At 50.8% G+C, this 16,437-nt stretch carries 10 protein-coding genes; 3 read left to right on the top strand and 7 right to left on the bottom strand.

The window, feature by feature from the left end:
* Positions 1–27: 27 nt before the first annotated feature.
* From JI741_RS14285 to JI741_RS14275, 3 genes are all read left to right on the top strand, one after another.
* On the top strand, positions 28–1,221 hold the full coding sequence (locus JI741_RS14285) for an XdhC family protein (protein ID WP_202010586.1): 1,194 nt from the start codon (positions 28–30) through the stop codon (positions 1,219–1,221).
* Between the two features lie 115 nt (positions 1,222–1,336).
* Complete coding sequence (locus tag JI741_RS14280; protein ID WP_202010584.1) at positions 1,337–3,451, top strand: outer membrane protein assembly factor BamB family protein; 2,115 nt, start codon at positions 1,337–1,339, stop codon at positions 3,449–3,451.
* Positions 3,452–3,491: 40 nt separating this feature from the next.
* Positions 3,492–4,088, top strand: coding sequence for a nucleotidyltransferase family protein (locus JI741_RS14275; RefSeq protein WP_202010582.1), 597 nt, complete (start codon positions 3,492–3,494; stop codon positions 4,086–4,088).
* Between the two features lie 89 nt (positions 4,089–4,177).
* Here JI741_RS14275 and rpsJ read toward each other — a convergent pair whose 3' ends face one another.
* From rpsJ to rpoB, 7 genes are all read right to left on the bottom strand, one after another.
* The gene (gene rpsJ / locus JI741_RS14270) at positions 4,178–4,483 is read right to left on the bottom strand and encodes a 30S ribosomal protein S10 (RefSeq protein WP_025538266.1); all 306 of its coding nucleotides are present in this window, start codon (positions 4,481–4,483) and stop codon (positions 4,178–4,180) included.
* A 41-nt stretch (positions 4,484–4,524) separates the two neighbouring features.
* Positions 4,525–6,633, bottom strand: coding sequence for an elongation factor G (gene fusA, locus JI741_RS14265; RefSeq protein ID WP_202010580.1), 2,109 nt, complete (start codon positions 6,631–6,633; stop codon positions 4,525–4,527).
* 13 nt (positions 6,634–6,646) lie between these two features.
* The gene (rpsG, locus tag JI741_RS14260; protein ID WP_202010578.1) at positions 6,647–7,114 is read right to left on the bottom strand and encodes a 30S ribosomal protein S7; all 468 of its coding nucleotides are present in this window, start codon (positions 7,112–7,114) and stop codon (positions 6,647–6,649) included.
* Between the two features lie 12 nt (positions 7,115–7,126).
* Positions 7,127–7,546 carry a 30S ribosomal protein S12 gene (gene rpsL, locus JI741_RS14255; protein WP_073133791.1) on the bottom strand — a complete coding sequence of 140 codons (420 nt, stop codon included), beginning with the start codon at positions 7,544–7,546 and terminating at the stop codon, positions 7,127–7,129.
* Between the two features lie 133 nt (positions 7,547–7,679).
* The gene (locus JI741_RS14250; protein ID WP_202010571.1) at positions 7,680–8,009 is read right to left on the bottom strand and encodes a DUF3467 domain-containing protein; all 330 of its coding nucleotides are present in this window, start codon (positions 8,007–8,009) and stop codon (positions 7,680–7,682) included.
* Between the two features lie 68 nt (positions 8,010–8,077).
* Complete coding sequence (gene rpoC, locus JI741_RS14245; protein ID WP_202010569.1) at positions 8,078–12,394, bottom strand: DNA-directed RNA polymerase subunit beta'; 4,317 nt, start codon at positions 12,392–12,394, stop codon at positions 8,078–8,080.
* Between the two features lie 86 nt (positions 12,395–12,480).
* A complete protein-coding gene (gene rpoB, locus JI741_RS14240) occupies positions 12,481–16,353 on the bottom strand; it encodes a DNA-directed RNA polymerase subunit beta (RefSeq protein WP_202010567.1) in 3,873 nt (1,290 codons plus the stop codon).
* Positions 16,354–16,437: the final 84 nt, after the last annotated feature.

Below are 16,437 nucleotides of genomic sequence, written 5' to 3'. Positions count from 1 at the left end.
TAATATCTCAAGTCGTAGCCCAACAGCATGAAAGAATTTAGAGCCATCCTGGACGCGTGCAAGAACGTGGACTTCACACAACGCAAGGCCGCCCTGGCCACGGTGGTGAAAGTGCGCGGATCATCCTATCGCAGTCCCGGTGCGCGCATGCTGATTACCGACGATGGCAAGTGGGTGGGCTCCATCAGCGGCGGTTGTCTGGAAGGCGACGCACTGCGCAAGGCCCGCCAGGTGATGACTACTAAAATTCCACTCACGGTCACCTACGACACCAGCGAAGAGAGCAACCAAAATCTGGGCATTGGCCTGGGTTGCAACGGCGTGATCGACGTGTTGATCGAAGCCGTGGACCTGACTGACGAAAAGAATCCCATCGGCTTTTTTGAAAACATCATTGCTCTACAAGTGCCGGTGACACTGGCAACGGTTTTTGCAGCTGACGAACCGGAGTGGATCGGCCGAAAGCTTTTAATGACCGAAAGCGGCGACAAGCCTTATAACTTTCTGGACGTGGCTCTTGACGAATTGATCACACCCCATCTGCAAGAGCTTTTCGAATCAAAAAAATCGGAAGCCAGAATTTTCACAGTCAACGGAAAAGCCGTTGACGTTTTCACGGAGCTGATCCAACCTTCCACATCGCTACTCATCTTTGGCGGAGGTTTCGATGCACGGCCCGTTACCCAATTGGCCAAGGCCTTGGGATGGGAAGTGACGGTGACAGACGAATGCGTGGCCCACATCGCGCCCTTGTTTTTTCCAAATGCCGACAAGCTATCGTTATGCCATCGCGATTTTATCGATCGCGATTTTATCATCACACCCTACACGGCCTGCGTATTGATGTCGCATAATTATACCTACGATCGCGACGTCCTGAAAAAGCTATTGCGGACACCCACGCCCTACATCGGCATACTCGGTCCACGAAAACGCTTCGACAAAATGCTGGCGGAATTCGAACAGAGCAACATCACCGTAGCGTCCGACGATTTCCACCGCATTCATTCTCCCATTGGCCTCGACATTGGCGCAGAGGCACCAGACGAAATTGCCGTGTCGATCATCGCCGAAATTCAGAGCAAGTTCACCAACCGTTCCGGAGGCTTCCTGAAATACCGGCAGGGCCCCATCCACCATCGCGACGCCGCCAGCGACCAGGTGTTCAAGCAGGTGTATCTCCACACCGAAGATTCCAAAAAGTCCGCTACCCGTCCGTAAATCCTGCGCCGGTCCATTCTCCAGCCCTTCTGAAGAAAGGCGGTCTATAGTATTCCCTGGCTGTTCCGTTTTCCCGCGGAACTTCACATCTTTACTATCAGACAAACCAACCCGCATGAAATTTACGCTGTCCCTGGTCTTGCTCATTTTTCTGGTGAGCTGTTCCGCACCAACTGAAAAAACCCAGTCGCCCTACGACACCTGGAGTGTGAAGGGTGGAAACCCCGAAGGCATCCAATACTCGTCACTCACGGCCATCAACAAAGAAAACGTATCAACGCTAGAGGTAGCGTGGACCTATCGCACCGGCGACGCCGACACGGTGAACAATCGCACCCAACTGCAATGCAATTCTATCATTGTCGACGGCGTGCTCTATGCCACCTCAGCCCAACTCAAGGCCTTTGCCGTGGATGCCGCCACCGGAAAAGAATTGTGGAAGTTCGAACCGGGCGAAGCCAACGCGGGCCTCGGTGTGAATCGCGGTGTCACCTACTGGGCCGAAGGCGAAGACAAACGCATTCTCTATTCCTTCGGAGAATTTCTCTACGCCATCGACGCGAAGACCGGCAAAAAGATCGACAACTTTGGCTCCGGCGGACGTGTGAGTTTGAAAGAAGGCCTGGGCGAACGCGCGGCTACACTCATGGTGCTTTCCAACACACCGGGAGTCATCTACAAAAATCTCATCATCATGGGCTCGCGTGTGCACGAGGGACCTATCGCCGCACCGGGCTATCTCCGCGCCTTCGACGTGAAGACCGGAAAACTGGCGTGGGTCTTTCACACCATTCCACTGCCCGGAGAAGCCGGCTACGAAACGTGGCCAAAAGACGCCTACAAAACCATTGGCGGTGCAAACGCGTGGTGTGGCATGAGCGTGGATCATAAACGCGGATTAGTCTACGCCGCCACAGGATCGTCTTCGTTCGACTTCTACGGCGGCAATCGCAAAGGACAAAACCTGTATGCAAACTGTGTGCTCGCCCTCAATGCGGAAACGGGCGAACACAAATGGCACTATCAAATCATTCACCACGACATGTGGGATCGCGATCTTCCCGCCCCGCCCATGTTGCTTACTGTGACACACGACGGCAAGAAAAAAGAAGCGGTAGCACAATTAACAAAAAGCGGCTTTGTATACCTGCTCGATCGCGACAACGGAGAACCGCTTTTTCCGGTTGAAGAAACTCCCTTTCCCGCATCCGATCTGGAGGGCGAAGAAGCGTGGCCCACACAACCTATCCCCACAAAGCCCGCACCGTTTGCCCGTCAGGCCTTCACCGAAAACATGATCAACAAGATCACGCCAGAGGCAGAAGCCTACGTGAAGGAGAAATTTAAAGGCTTGCGTACCGGCAAAAACTTTATCCCTCCCAGCAAAGAAGGCACAATCATTTTCCCGGGTTTTGATGGCGGAGCCGAATGGGGCGGCGGATCGTTTGATCCCGAAACAGGCTTGCTCTATGTGAACGCCAACGAAATGCCCTGGATACTCCAGATGGTTGACGTGCGCATGAAAGAAGGCGCGTGGGAAGGCATAACGCTATACAGAACAAACTGCGCCACCTGCCACGGTGTTGAGCGCGGCGGCGACGGCCATGTGTTTCCTTCGCTGAAAAATCTCCAAAGCAAATATACCAAAGAACAACTCAAAGCATTTGTGCTGAAAGGCAAGGGTGTCATGCCTGCTTTCACACACCTCAGTGAAAAAGATCGCGACGCCATCGCTCGCTATGTGCTCGACCTCGAAGAACGTACAGCCGAAGAAAAGAAAGGTACCTTCGAACGCCACCCCGACATCTTATATTCCAACACGGGCTACATCCGCTTCATCACCCCCGAAGGCTACCCCGCTGTGGAGCCACCATGGGGCACGCTCAGCGCCATCGACATGAATGCCGGTGAAATAAAATGGCAGGTTCCGCTGGGCGAATTCAAGGAGCTGAAAGAAAAAGGCATCCCACCCACGGGCACCGAAAACTACGGTGGCGTAGCTACCACAGCGGGTGGCCTCGTGTTCGTTGCTGCCAGCCGCGACGAAATGATCCGCGCCTTCGACAAGACCACCGGAAAAATTCTTTGGGAGCACAAACTGCCTTTCGGCGGATATGCAACGCCATCGGTATACGCCGTGAACGGAAAACAATTTGTGGTGATCGCCTGTGGCGGCGGAAAGATGGGCACAAAGTCGGGCGACAGTTATGTAGCGTTTTCACTTCCATAACACCAACATGGAGACCAACAACAAACAAACGAACTCATTCATGCCGCTAAAAATTGGCGTGGTGGTATTGGCCGCAGGAGCCTCTACCCGCATGGGCCGCTCCAAACAACTATTGACCATCGAGGCAATGCCCCTCCTGGCACGCACGGCTAAAATTGCACTGGCAAGCGAAGCCGACGAGGTCACGGTGGTGTTGGGCGCGAACACCCCGGCACATCGCGAAGTGCTGACAGCGCTGCCGGTGAGCATCGTCGAAAACAAATACTGGGAAGCTGGCATGGGCAGCTCCATAAAAGCGGGGCTTCAGCAAATCCTTCACACCTGGCCCTATATAGACGCTGTGCTATTCATGGTCTGCGATCAACCCGAAGTAACAACGCACCATCTCAACGATCTCATCAACCACTATCGCGATTCGAACAGCGCGGTTGTTGCGTCGTTCTATTCCGGCAGTGCAGGCGTGCCGGCATTGTTCGGAAAAGTGCTGTTCGACGACCTCCTTAAGATTGAGGACAGGGAAGGCGCAAAAAAAATCATACAACAGAACGCAAACCAATTGGCCACTATAGATTTTCCGGAGGGAGCAGTGGACCTTGATACGCCGGCAGATGTCCAAAAGTTTGAAAGCAAAAAGTAGGTAGCACCATCGCTCACATCCATTAAAACAAAAAAGCTGCTTCGTCAAATGAAGCAGCTTTTTCATTCCAGCCGAAGCCAGACCTATAACTATACTTTGATCTCTACATCCACGCCACTGGGAAGCTCAAGCTTCATGAGGGCGTCTACAGTTTTTGCGCTGTTTGAATAGATATCAACCAGACGCTTGTACGTGCAGAGTTGGAATTGCTCGCGCGCTTTCTTGTTAACGTGAGGTGAGCGAAGAACGGTGAATTTCTCCTTTTCAGTGGGCAGGGGAATGGGTCCACTTACTACAGCACCTGTTGCTTTCACAGCCCTTACAATCTTCTCAGAAGATTTGTCGACCAGGTTGTGGTCGTAGGACTTCAATTTTATTCTGATTTTCTGGTTCATACTATCTGTTTTAAGGAAATCGCCTAAATCCTTGTGTTAGTTTATTTTTTCGCGCCTTTAACTTCTTCGATTACTTTATCGGCCAAGTTCTTAGGAACTGGTGCGTAGTGCGAGAACGTCAACGACGCCGATGCACGACCCGAAGTCAGTGTACGAAGATCGGTGATGTAACCGAAGAGTTCTTTCAATGGAACATCGGCTCTGATCAGCTGGGCACCCGAGCGAGTGTCCATGCCTTTCATTACACCACGACGGCGGTTCAAGTCACCGGTCACAGAACCTGTATATTCGTCAGGGCTCATTACTTCTACCGACATGATCGGCTCGAGCAATTGAGGTCCGCATTTCGAAGCAGCTTCTTTGAAACCGATACGGGCTGCCAATTCGAACGACAGTGAATCCGAGTCAACATCATGATACGATCCGTGGAACAGACGCACCTTCATGTTGTCGATAGGATAACCAGCCAAAGGACCGTTTACCATCGCGTTCTCGAAACCTTTTTGTACGGGTTGGATAAATTCGCGAGGAATCACACCACCCACAATGTCGTTCACAAACTCCAGACCTGGCTTATCGCCTTCTGCCAGTTCGCGGGGTCCGATTTCAAATACGATATCGGCAAATTTACCACGACCACCGGTCTGCTTCTTGTATACTTCTTTATGTTCAACCGCTTTGGTGAGCGCTTCCTTGTAGGCAACCTGAGGAGCACCCTGGTTGATTTCCACTTTGAATTCGCGCTTCAAACGGTCGATGATAATTTCCAAGTGCAATTCGCCCATACCGCGGAGAATGGTCTGGCCAGTCTCTTGATCGGTATTTACGCGAAGCGTAGGATCTTCTTCCACCAGTTTCGCGATGGCCATACCCAGCTTATCCACATCGGCCTGTTTCTTAGGCTCGATGGCATAACCGATTACAGGCTCAGGGAACACCATGGATTCCAGGATCACTTTACGTTTTTCGTCGCACAGTGTATCGCCGGTTTTAATATCCTTGAAACCTACCACGGCACCAATGTCACCGGCAGGCAGTCTTTCAATTTGATTCTGCTTGTTGGCGTGCATTTGGAATACACGCGAGATACGCTCTTTCTGTTCCGAACGTGTGTTGTACACATACGAACCCGATTCAAGCACGCCCGAGTAAGCGCGCACAAAGCAAAGACGTCCCACGAACGGATCTGTGGCAATCTTGAAAGCCAGTGCTGCAAAAGGCTCTTTCTCATCGGGACGGATAATCACTTCCTGATCGTTGTCAGGATTGATACCAATGATATCATCCTTATCAAGCGGTGAAGGAAGAAGCTCCATCACATAGTCAAGCATAGTTTGAACACCCTTGTTCTTGAACGAAGAACCACACACCATAGGAACGATTTTCATCGCGATGGTGGCCTTGCGAAGGGCGGTCAGGATTTCAGTTTCAGAGATCGAGTTAGGATCTTCGAAATATTTCTCCATCAGGGTTTCATCGAAGTCGGCAACGGCTTCCAGAAGTTTCTCTCTGTATTCCTTCACCTCTTCTTGCATGTCGGCAGGAATGGGTACGACTTCATAGGTCATGCCTTTGTCAGTCTCATTCCAGATCACGCCCCGGTTGTTTACCAGATCCACCACACCCTTGAAGTTCTCCTCCGATCCGATCGGCAATTGGAGCGCAACGGCATGGCTACCCAGTTTTTCTCTTACTTGCTTGCAAACACCCAGAAAGTCTGAACCTGCACGATCCATCTTGTTCACGAAACCGATACGGGCTACTTTGTAGTTATCGGCCAGGCGCCAGTTAGTTTCGGATTGAGGCTCAACACCGTCAACGGCGCTGAACAAAAACACGAGACCATCCAATACACGAAGCGAGCGGTTCACCTCAACGGTGAAATCCACGTGACCCGGTGTATCGATAATGTTTACGTTGTATTTATTTTCTCTGTAATTCCAGAAAACGGTGGTCGCGGCAGAGGTGATAGTGATACCACGTTCCTGTTCTTGCGCCATCCAGTCCATCGTTGCAGCACCCTCGTGCACCTCACCGATCTTGTGGTTCACACCAGCATAGTAAAGAATGCGCTCAGTGGTTGTTGTCTTACCAGCATCAATGTGCGCAGCAATGCCTATGTTCCGGGTGTACTTTAAATCTCTAGCCATTAAAAAATGCTAATTAGAATCTGAAATGTGAAAATGCCTTGTTGGCTTCTGCCATGCGGTGCGTATCGTCTTTCTTTTTGATAGCAGCACCTTCGCCTTTGGAAGCGGCGATGATTTCGGCAGCCAGCTTATCCATCATGGTCTTTTCACCACGCATGCGAGCGTAGTCGATAAGCCATTTGATGCTGAGGTTTACTTTGCGCTCGGGGCGAATTTCAACGGGCACCTGGAATGTGGCACCACCTACGCGGCGGCTTTTCACTTCCACGGCAGGAGTCAGGTTCGCCATTGCGCGTTTCCAAACTTCCAGACCGCTTTCGTTGGTCTTCTTTTCAATTTGCTCAACGGCATCGTAGAAGATGGTGTAGGCCACGCTCTTCTTACCTTGCTCCATGAGGTAGTTAACAAACTTCGTTACCAGCGTATCCTGAAATTTAGGATCGGGCAGTAAGTATCTTTTCTTAGGTTTTGACTTTCTCATCGCTTCTAAAGATTATTTTTTCTTAGCGCCGCCTTTTGCAGGTGCAGCTGCTGCAGCTCCTGGCTTAGGACGTTTAGCACCATATTTCGAGCGGCTTTGTTTACGACCGTTCACACCGGCAGTATCCAAGGCACCGCGGATGATGTGGTAACGCACACCGGGAAGATCTTTTACCCTGCCACCACGAATCAACACGATGGAGTGTTCCTGCAGGTTATGGCCTTCACCCGGAATGTATGCGTTCACCTCTTTGCCGTTGGTGAGGCGTACGCGGGCTACTTTACGCATAGCAGAGTTTGGCTTTTTAGGCGTTGTTGTGTACACACGTGTACAAACGCCCCTGCGCTGAGGGCAGGAATCCAGGGCAGGAGACTTCGACTTGAACGTCAATTTCTTTCTTCCCTTTCTTACAAGTTGTTGAATGGTAGGCATTTATATTTTACTTTATAAACCTCTCAAAAATTAGGACTGCAAAGGTATCATAAGAAACAAAGGATGCAAAACCTTTTTCCAAGAATTTTGAAGCCTCTGTGCTTTAAAAACGCTGATTTTAAGCCTTTTGCCATCAGGCCTCCCCAATGGTGCCCCCAAAATTGATGGGGAACTTCGGCATGTCGTCTGTGCGCTTGATGGGACCAAAGCTACTTTCGTACTTCTCAATGTTGTCTTTCAGTGCCAAAAGGAAACGCTTGGCGTGTTCGGGCGTGATCACAATACGCGATTTCACCTTCGCCTTGGGCACACCCGGCATCAACCGGATGAAGTCGATCACAAATTCGCTGTTCGAATGGGCGATCATGGCCAGGTTCGAATAGATGCCTTCCGCAATTTCTTCCGAAAGCTCGATGTTGATCTGCGCCTGCTGCTGTTGCTGTTTGTTCTTGTCTTCGGCCATAAAATGGTATGGATAAAAAAAGGGTTGATGCTTTTGACGGCATCAACCCGATTCAAGTTATGTCTACATTAATCCTGTAGTTCCTTTTCGCGGTCGCGGCTCTTCTCACGCGATGCAGAAGCGGTCATGGCATCGTACTCATCCTTATGTGTCACAATGATGTCGTTGTACTTGCGCTGGCCTGTTCCGGCAGGAATGAGGTGACCTACGATTACGTTTTCTTTCAAGCCCATCAACCAGTCGGTTTTTCCGCGAATGGCGGCTTCGCTCAACACCTTCGTAGTTTCCTGGAAGGATGCGGCCGACAGCCAGCTTTCCGTTTTCAACGATGCCTGGGTGATACCCTGCAGTGTAGGTCTGGAAACGGCTGGCATCGCATCGCGAACTTCCACCAGTTTCTGATCTTTTCTGCGGAGCAACGAGTTCTCGTCTCTGAATTCGCGCGACGAAATGATCTGGCCGGGTTTCAGCGTAGCCGAATCACCTGCGTCAATCACCACTTTCTTGTCGAGGACAGTGTCGTTGTCTTCGCGGAATTGCAGCTTGTCAACATACTCGTTGGTCAGGAAGCTTGTGTCTCCCGGATCGATGATCTCAACTTTCTGCATCATCTGGCTCACGATGGCTTCGATGTGCTTATCGTTGATCTTCACACCTTGCAGACGGTATACTTCCTGGATTTCGTTCACCAGGTATTCCTGTACGGCCGTCGGGCCTTTGATGGAAAGGATATCCGAAGGCGTGATGGAACCGTCAGACAAAGGCTGTCCGGCTTTCACGAAGTCGTTATCCTGCACCAGGATGTGTTTCGACAGGGGCACGAGGTAGCGTTTCTGAACGCCGTCGCGTGACTCGATGAAGATTTCACGGTTACCGCGTTTGATACCACCGTATGTCACCACACCGTCGATCTCGCTCACTACGGCCGGGTTGCTCGGGTTACGTGCCTCAAACAATTCCGTTACACGGGGCAGACCCCCTGTGATGTCGCGCGATTTACCCATCGTGCGCGGAATCTTGGCCAATACCTGACCGGCTTTGATTTTCTCGCCTGCATCTACCGCCAAGTGGGCGCCCACCGGGATGTTGTATCCCTTCGTGTCGTTTTTACCCTTCACGATGATGGCCGGGTTCTTGGTCTTATCACGCGTGTCGGTAATTACTTTCTCGCGGTGACCGGTTTGTTCGTCAGACTCTTCCTTAAAGGTTATGCCTTCAATGATGGATTCGTATTCAATGGTTCCGTCGAATTCCGAAAGGATCACGGCGTTGTAAGGATCCCAGAAACAGAACTGATCTCCTTTTTCCACTTTCTGTCCGTCCACCACTTCGAGGAAGGCACCATAAGGAACGTGGTTGGTGATAAGCACTCTGTTCTTTTCTTTATCGAGGATCCGGATTTCACCGGTACGTCCCATCACTACTTTCACAGGCTTGTCGTCGCGGTCGGTAGTGTCGATGGTACGGATACCTTCGAACTCCAGCACGCCGCTGAATTTCGCCTTGATGTTTGCTTCTACGGCAATGTTCGATGCAGTACCCCCAACGTGGAAGGTACGGAGTGTCAGCTGCGTTCCAGGTTCACCGATTGATTGGGCGGCGATTACACCTACCGCTTCACCGGATTGTACCATCTTGCCTGTGGCCAGGTTACGGCCGTAGCATTTCGCACATCCACCGATTTTCGATTCGCAGGTAAGCAGCGAACGAATCTCCACTTCTTCTATGCCCGAATCTTCGATGAGCTTCGCCAGTTCGTCTGTTACTTCCTGGTTGGCGTCGCAGATCATGGCGTCTGTCAGCAGGTCGTAGATGGCGTGTACGGTTGTACGGCCAACGATTCTTTCCGACAAAGGCTCAACGATATCTTCGTTGTCTTTCAAAGCTGTTACTTTCAGACCGCGCAAGGTGCCGCAATCTTCTTCGGTGATCACAAGATCCTGCGCCACGTCAACCAAACGACGGGTGAGGTAACCTGCATCGGCCGTCTTCAACGCCGTATCGGCAAGACCCTTACGGGCACCGTGCGTAGAGATGAAGTACTCCAACACGTCCAGTCCTTCTTTGAAGTTGGAAAGGATCGGGTTTTCGATGATCGATCCAACCGAGCCGGCGAGGTTTTTCTGAGGCTTGGCCATCAGACCGCGCATACCTCCCAACTGACGGATCTGTTCGCGTGAACCACGGGCACCGGAGTGCATCATCATGTAGATCGAGTTGAAACCTTGCTGATCTTCTTCCAACTGCTTCATCAGCGTGTTGGTGAGCAGCGTGTTTGTACGGGTCCAGATATCGATCACGGCGTTGTAGCGCTCGTTGTCGGTGATAAGACCCATCATGTAGTTGTTCCACACGGCGTCAACTTCTTCTTGTGCGTTGGCTACCAGTTTCACTTTTTCTTCGGGAACCTTCACATCGTTCAAGCCCATGGACAGACCGCCTTTGTAGGCCATCTGGAATCCAAGTTCTTTGATATCGTCGAGGAATTTCGCCGCTTTGGATTGACCCGCTGCTTTGAATACGTCGGCGATGATGGTCTGAAGTTTTTTCTTCGTGAGCAGTTCGTCTACGAATCCAACTTCTTCAGGAACATATTGATTGAAGATCACACGACCGGCTACAGTTTCGATCACTTTTGTGGTGATCTCAAGTGTTTTCTTATCTCTCACTTTCGCGCGCACTTTCACGTTGGCGTGCTTCGACAGCTTGCCTTCGTTAAATGCCACGATAACTTCTTCTGCAGAATAGTACGTCTTGCCTTCGCCTTTGATGATGTTTTCGGGCGTGCTCTTTCTGCCTTTGGTAAGGTAGTAGAGACCCAACACCATGTCTTGTGAAGGTACTGTGATAGGGGCTCCGTTGGCAGGGTTAAGAATGTTATGTGAGGAGAGCATCAGCATAGATGCTTCCAAAATAGCTTCTTGTCCCAGCGGAACGTGAACCGCCATCTGGTCACCGTCGAAGTCGGCGTTGAAGGCCGTACACACGAGCGGGTGCAACTGGATAGCTTTTCCTTCGATCAGCTTGGGTTGGAACGCCTGGATACCCAATCTGTGGAGTGTAGGGGCACGGTTCAAAAGAACAGGGTGTCCTTTCAATACGTTTTCCAAAATATCCCAGATCACAGGATCTTTGCGATCAACAATTTTCTTGGCCGACTTCACCGTCTTCACAATACCTCTTTCGATGAGCTTGCGAATGATGAATGGTTTGAACAACTCGGCCGCCATATCTTTGGGCAGACCGCATTCGTGCAGTTTCAATTCAGGACCAACCACGATTACCGAACGGCCTGAGTAGTCAACACGTTTACCGAGCAAGTTTTGACGGAAACGACCTTGTTTACCTTTGAGCATATCGCTCAATGATTTCAAAGCGCGGTTTCCATCCGAACGCACGGCGTTCACTTTGCGTGAGTTGTCGAACAGCGAGTCGACAGCTTCCTGCAGCATACGTTTCTCGTTACGGAGAATCACTTCAGGAGCTTTGATATCAATAAGTCTCTTCAGACGGTTGTTACGGATAATAACACGTCTGTACAAATCATTCAAATCGGAGGTTGCGAAACGGCCACCGTCCAGGGGCACAAGCGGACGCAGTTCAGGAGGAATAACCGGAACCATTTTAATAACCATCCACTCGGGCTTGTTCTCGATGCGTGTGCGGGCGTCGCGGAATGCTTCCACAACTTTCAAACGCTTCAAGGCTTCTGCCTTACGTTGTTGTGATGTATCCGTAGCAGCCTGGTGACGCAGATCGTACGAAAGTGTGTCGAGCTGTGTTCTGCTCAACAACATTTCCAATGCGTCGGCACCCATCTTCGCGATGAATTTCTTCGGATCGTTGTCGTCCAGCAATTGGTTTTCGCGGGGAAGTTTGTCGATGATGTCGAGGTATTCTTCTTCCGTCAAAAAGTCGAGACGCTTCACGCCGTCTTCTTCTTTCATACCGGGCTGGATCACTACATAGCGCTCGTAGTAAATGATCTGATCAAGTTTCTTCGTGGCAAGACCAAGCAGGTAGCCGATCTTGTTGGGAAGAGAACGGAAATACCAGATGTGTGCTACGGGCACCACCAGTTCGATGTGGCCCATGCGCTCGCGACGAACCTTCTTCTCGGTTACTTCTACACCGCAGCGATCGCAGATGATGCCTTTGTAACGAATTCTTTTATACTTGCCGCAGTGACATTCCCAGTCTTTCACGGGACCGAAGATGCGCTCGCAGAACAAACCACCCATTTCAGGTTTGTAGGTTCTGTAGTTGATGGTCTCCGGTTGCGTTACTTCACCGTGCGAGCTTTCCAGAATCGATTCGGGAGAAGCCAAGCTGATGGTGATCTTTGAGAAGTCGCTGTTGATCTTTTTATTTTTTCTGAAAGACATAGTTGACCGTTTTCAGTTTACAAAATTCTTTATAAGACAAGTCAGTAAAGATCGAACGTCTTTGCAACGTTCGATCTTCATAACTTTTAGTCCATTGTGATCTCAAGAGCCAAGCCTCTGAGTTCATGTACAAGTACATTGAACGACTCAGGAATATTCGGCTTGCGCATGTTTTCACCTTTAACAATCGCTTCGTAGGCTTTTGCACGTCCGATAACGTCATCCGACTTGATGGTGAGAATTTCCTGGAGGATGTGCGAAGCACCAAAGGCCTCGATTGCCCAAACCTCCATTTCACCAAAGCGCTGACCACCGAATTGTGCCTTACCACCAAGCGGTTGCTGTGTGATGAGCGAGTACGGTCCGATAGAACGGGCGTGCATCTTATCATCAACCAAGTGACCGAGTTTCAACATGTAAGCCATCCCTACCGTTACAGGCTGATCAAACTTGTCGCCGGTGAGACCGTCGTACAAATAGGTCCGTCCGTATTCCGGCAAGCCGGCTTCAGTCAATTCGGCCTGTACCTGATCGAGGGTTGCTCCGTCGAAGATCGGGGTAGCATATTTTTTGCCCAGCTTGTGGCCGGCCCATGCCAACACCGTTTCGTAGATCTGACCCAAGTTCATACGCGAAGGTACGCCCAGCGGGTTCAAGCAGATGTCTACCGGAGTTCCATCGAGGAGGAAAGGCATATCTTCTTCGCGAACGATACGCGCCACCACACCTTTGTTTCCGTGACGACCGGCCATCTTATCGCCCACTTTCAGCTTGCGTTTTTTGGCCACATATACTTTCGCCAATTGAACAATGCCTGTCGGGAGTTCATCGCCCACTTCAAGGGTGAAGCGTTCGCGTTTGAATTCGCCGGCGTAGGAATTGCGTTTCAGCAAGTAGTTCTTCACCGTTTGTGCTACCAGTTCGTTGGTGTGCTCATCGCTGGTCCAGTTCTCCAGGCTGATGTCGGCAATCAGGTTCACTTCTTCAGGAACGTTGTAGTTGCTTTCATCGCGGTAGATGTTCTTGTCAGGGAACAGGTTGTTGTCGATCACCTTTGCAGAGATCTTCACGCCCTTGCTGATCAGTTCATCGCCGAACTTGTGTTTCACACCGTTGCTGGTTTTGCCATTCAACACCTGAGCAAGTTTCTTGATCATCTCCTCGCGAAGTTCGGCCAATTGCTTGCTGTATTTGTTCTTCAGGGCATCCAGTTCTTTCTTGGATTTTGTACGCACATCCTTGTCGCGTTTCGGGCGCGAGAAGAGTTTCGTTTCAATCACCACACCTTTCAGTGATGGAGGTGCCTTGAGGGATGCATCTTTCACATCGCCGGCTTTGTCGCCGAAGATGGCGCGGAGCAGTTTCTCTTCCGGCGTAGGATCGGTTTCACCTTTAGGGGTGATCTTACCGATGAGGATATCGCCTTCTCTTACTTCTGCACCGATGCGGATGATACCGTTTTCGTCGAGGTGTTTCACCGCCTCTTCGCTCACGTTCGGGATTTCAGAGGTCAACTCTTCTTCGCCGCGTTTGGTATCGCGCACTTCCAATTCAAATTCTTCGATGTGGATGGATGTATACACATCGTCGCGCACAACGCGCTCGGAGATTACGATCGCATCCTCGAAGTTATACCCTTGCCAAGGCATGTAGGCCACGAGCAGGTTGCGTCCCAGGGCGAGTTCGCCGTTCTGGGTTGCATATCCCTGACACAGGGGCTGTCCTTTCACAACCTTCTCTCCTTTTCTTACGAGCGGAGTCAGGTTGATACAGGTATCCTGGTTGGTTCTTCTAAACTTGATGAGGCTGTAGGTCTTGAATTCATCATCGAAGCTTGCGAGCTGTTGCTCTTCGGTTACTTCATATTTGATGGTGATTTTCTTCGCGTCTACAAACTCTACTACACCGGGTCCTTCTGCCAGGATCAAAGCACGCGAGTCAAGGGCAACGCGTCCTTCAAGACCGGTTCCTACGATAGGCGCTTCGGGTCTCAACAGGGGCACAGCCTGACGTTGCATGTTCGAACCCATCAGGGCGCGGTTGGCATCATCGTGTTCCAGGAAGGGAATCATCGAGGCGGCCACCGACACAATCTGGTTCGGCGCAATGTCCATGTAGCGCAGATCTTTGGGCTCGATCACGGGGAAGTCGCCTTCAAAACGGGCTTTGATCTTCTCGTTCACGAACTCGCCGTTCGCTTTAATGGGCACTTTCGCTTGCGCGATGTAGTGTGTATCTTCTTCTTCGGCCGTGAGGAAGATCACAGGATCTTTCACTTTCACTTTGCCGTTTTCCACTTTGCGGTAAGGCGTTTCGATAAAGCCCATCTTGTTCACTTTCGCGTGAACGCAGAGTGACGAAATCAAACCGATGTTCGGACCTTCAGGCGTTTCGATCGTGCAAAGACGACCGTAGTGCGTGTAGTGAACGTCACGAACTTCGAAGCCGGCACGTTCGCGGGAAAGACCACCGGGACCGAGTGCCGACATTCTACGCTTGTGCGTGATCTCGGCCAGCGGGTTGGTCTGGTCCATGAACTGCGACAGCTGGTTGGTTCCGAAGAACGAGTTGATCACCGAAGACAATGTACGCGCGTTGATCAAATCAACAGGCTTAAATTCTTCGTTGTCGCGAACGTTCATTCTTTCTTTGATGGTACGGGCCATACGGGCCAGACCAACACCAAACTGTGAATACAACTGCTCGCCTACGGTACGCACGCGACGGTTGCTCAAGTGGTCAATATCATCGACTACAGCCTTCGAGTTGATGAGGCCGATGAGGTATTTTACGATGAGGATGATATCGTCTTTCGTGAGCACGCGGTGATCGAAGCTGAGGTCAAGACCAAGCTTCTTGTTGATCCGGTAGCGTCCCACTTCACCGAGGTCATAACGTTTCTCGCTGAAGAACAAGCTCTGGATAATATCGCGAGCGGTTTGTTCATCGGGAGCTTCGGTATTTCTCAACTGGCGATAGATGTATTCAACCGCTTCTTTTTCAGAGTTGGAAGTATCTTTTGCCAGGGTGTTGAAGATGATATGGTAGTCGGCGATGTTGATATCGTCGCGGTGCAGGATGATCGACTTCACGCCGCTGTCCAGGATCACATCCACATCTTCGGCCGACAGGGTGTGGTCGCGTTCCAACAACACTTCGTTACGATCGATCGACACCACTTCACCGGTATCTTCGTCCACGAAATCTTCCGTCCAGGTTTTCAAAACGCGGGCGGCAAGTTTGCGGTCTACTACCTTCTTCAGGGTGTTTTTGTTGGCCTCCACTTCTTCAGACAAGCCAAAGAGGTCGAGGATATCTTTATCGGAACCATAGCCAATTGCGCGGAGCAATGTGGTTACGGGGAATTTCTTTTTACGGTCGATGTAGGCATACATCACGGCGTTCACGTCTGTGGCAAACTCGATCCACGATCCTTTGAAAGGGATGATCCGGGCTGAGTACAGTTTCGTGCCGTTTGTGTGTTTGCTCATGGCAAAGAATACGCCCGGTGAGCGGTGAAGCTGCGATACGATTACGCGTTCAGCTCCATTGATCACGAACGAGCCTTTCTCGGTCATGTAGGGAATGTTTCCGAGGAACACTTCCTGCTCGATGGTTTCGAAGTCTTCGTTGTCTTCGTCGTTACACGTGAGGCGAAGTTTCGCCTTCAGGGGCACAGAGAAGGTAAGTCCACGGTCGATGCACTCGTCCACGTTGTATTTGGGCGGGTCGATCGTGTAGTCAACAAACTCGAGCACGAAATTTTCGCGCGAGTCGCTGATGGGGAAGTTCTCGGCAAACACCTTATAGAGGCCTTCGTTCTGACGTTTTTCGGCCGGTGTTTCGATCTGGAGGAAATCTTTGAAAGACTGGAGTTGAAGATCCAGAAAATCGGGATAGTCAAGGACTCTCTCGCTTGAAGAGAAATCGATTCTATCGTTTATAGTCTTCTTTGTCAAGGTGTTTAACGTTTAAGTGCTGAGATCCTGGACGGAGAACAATAGAAAAATACAAGTCGTTCAGGTACAAATAGGAATAGACCC

This window comes from Chryseolinea lacunae, assembly GCF_016735595.1.
GTDB classification, from domain to species: Bacteria; Bacteroidota; Bacteroidia; order Cytophagales; family Cyclobacteriaceae; genus Chryseolinea; species Chryseolinea lacunae.
Note: the sequence above shows the minus strand (reverse complement) of the source record. Positions and strands in the feature narration are given on the sequence as shown.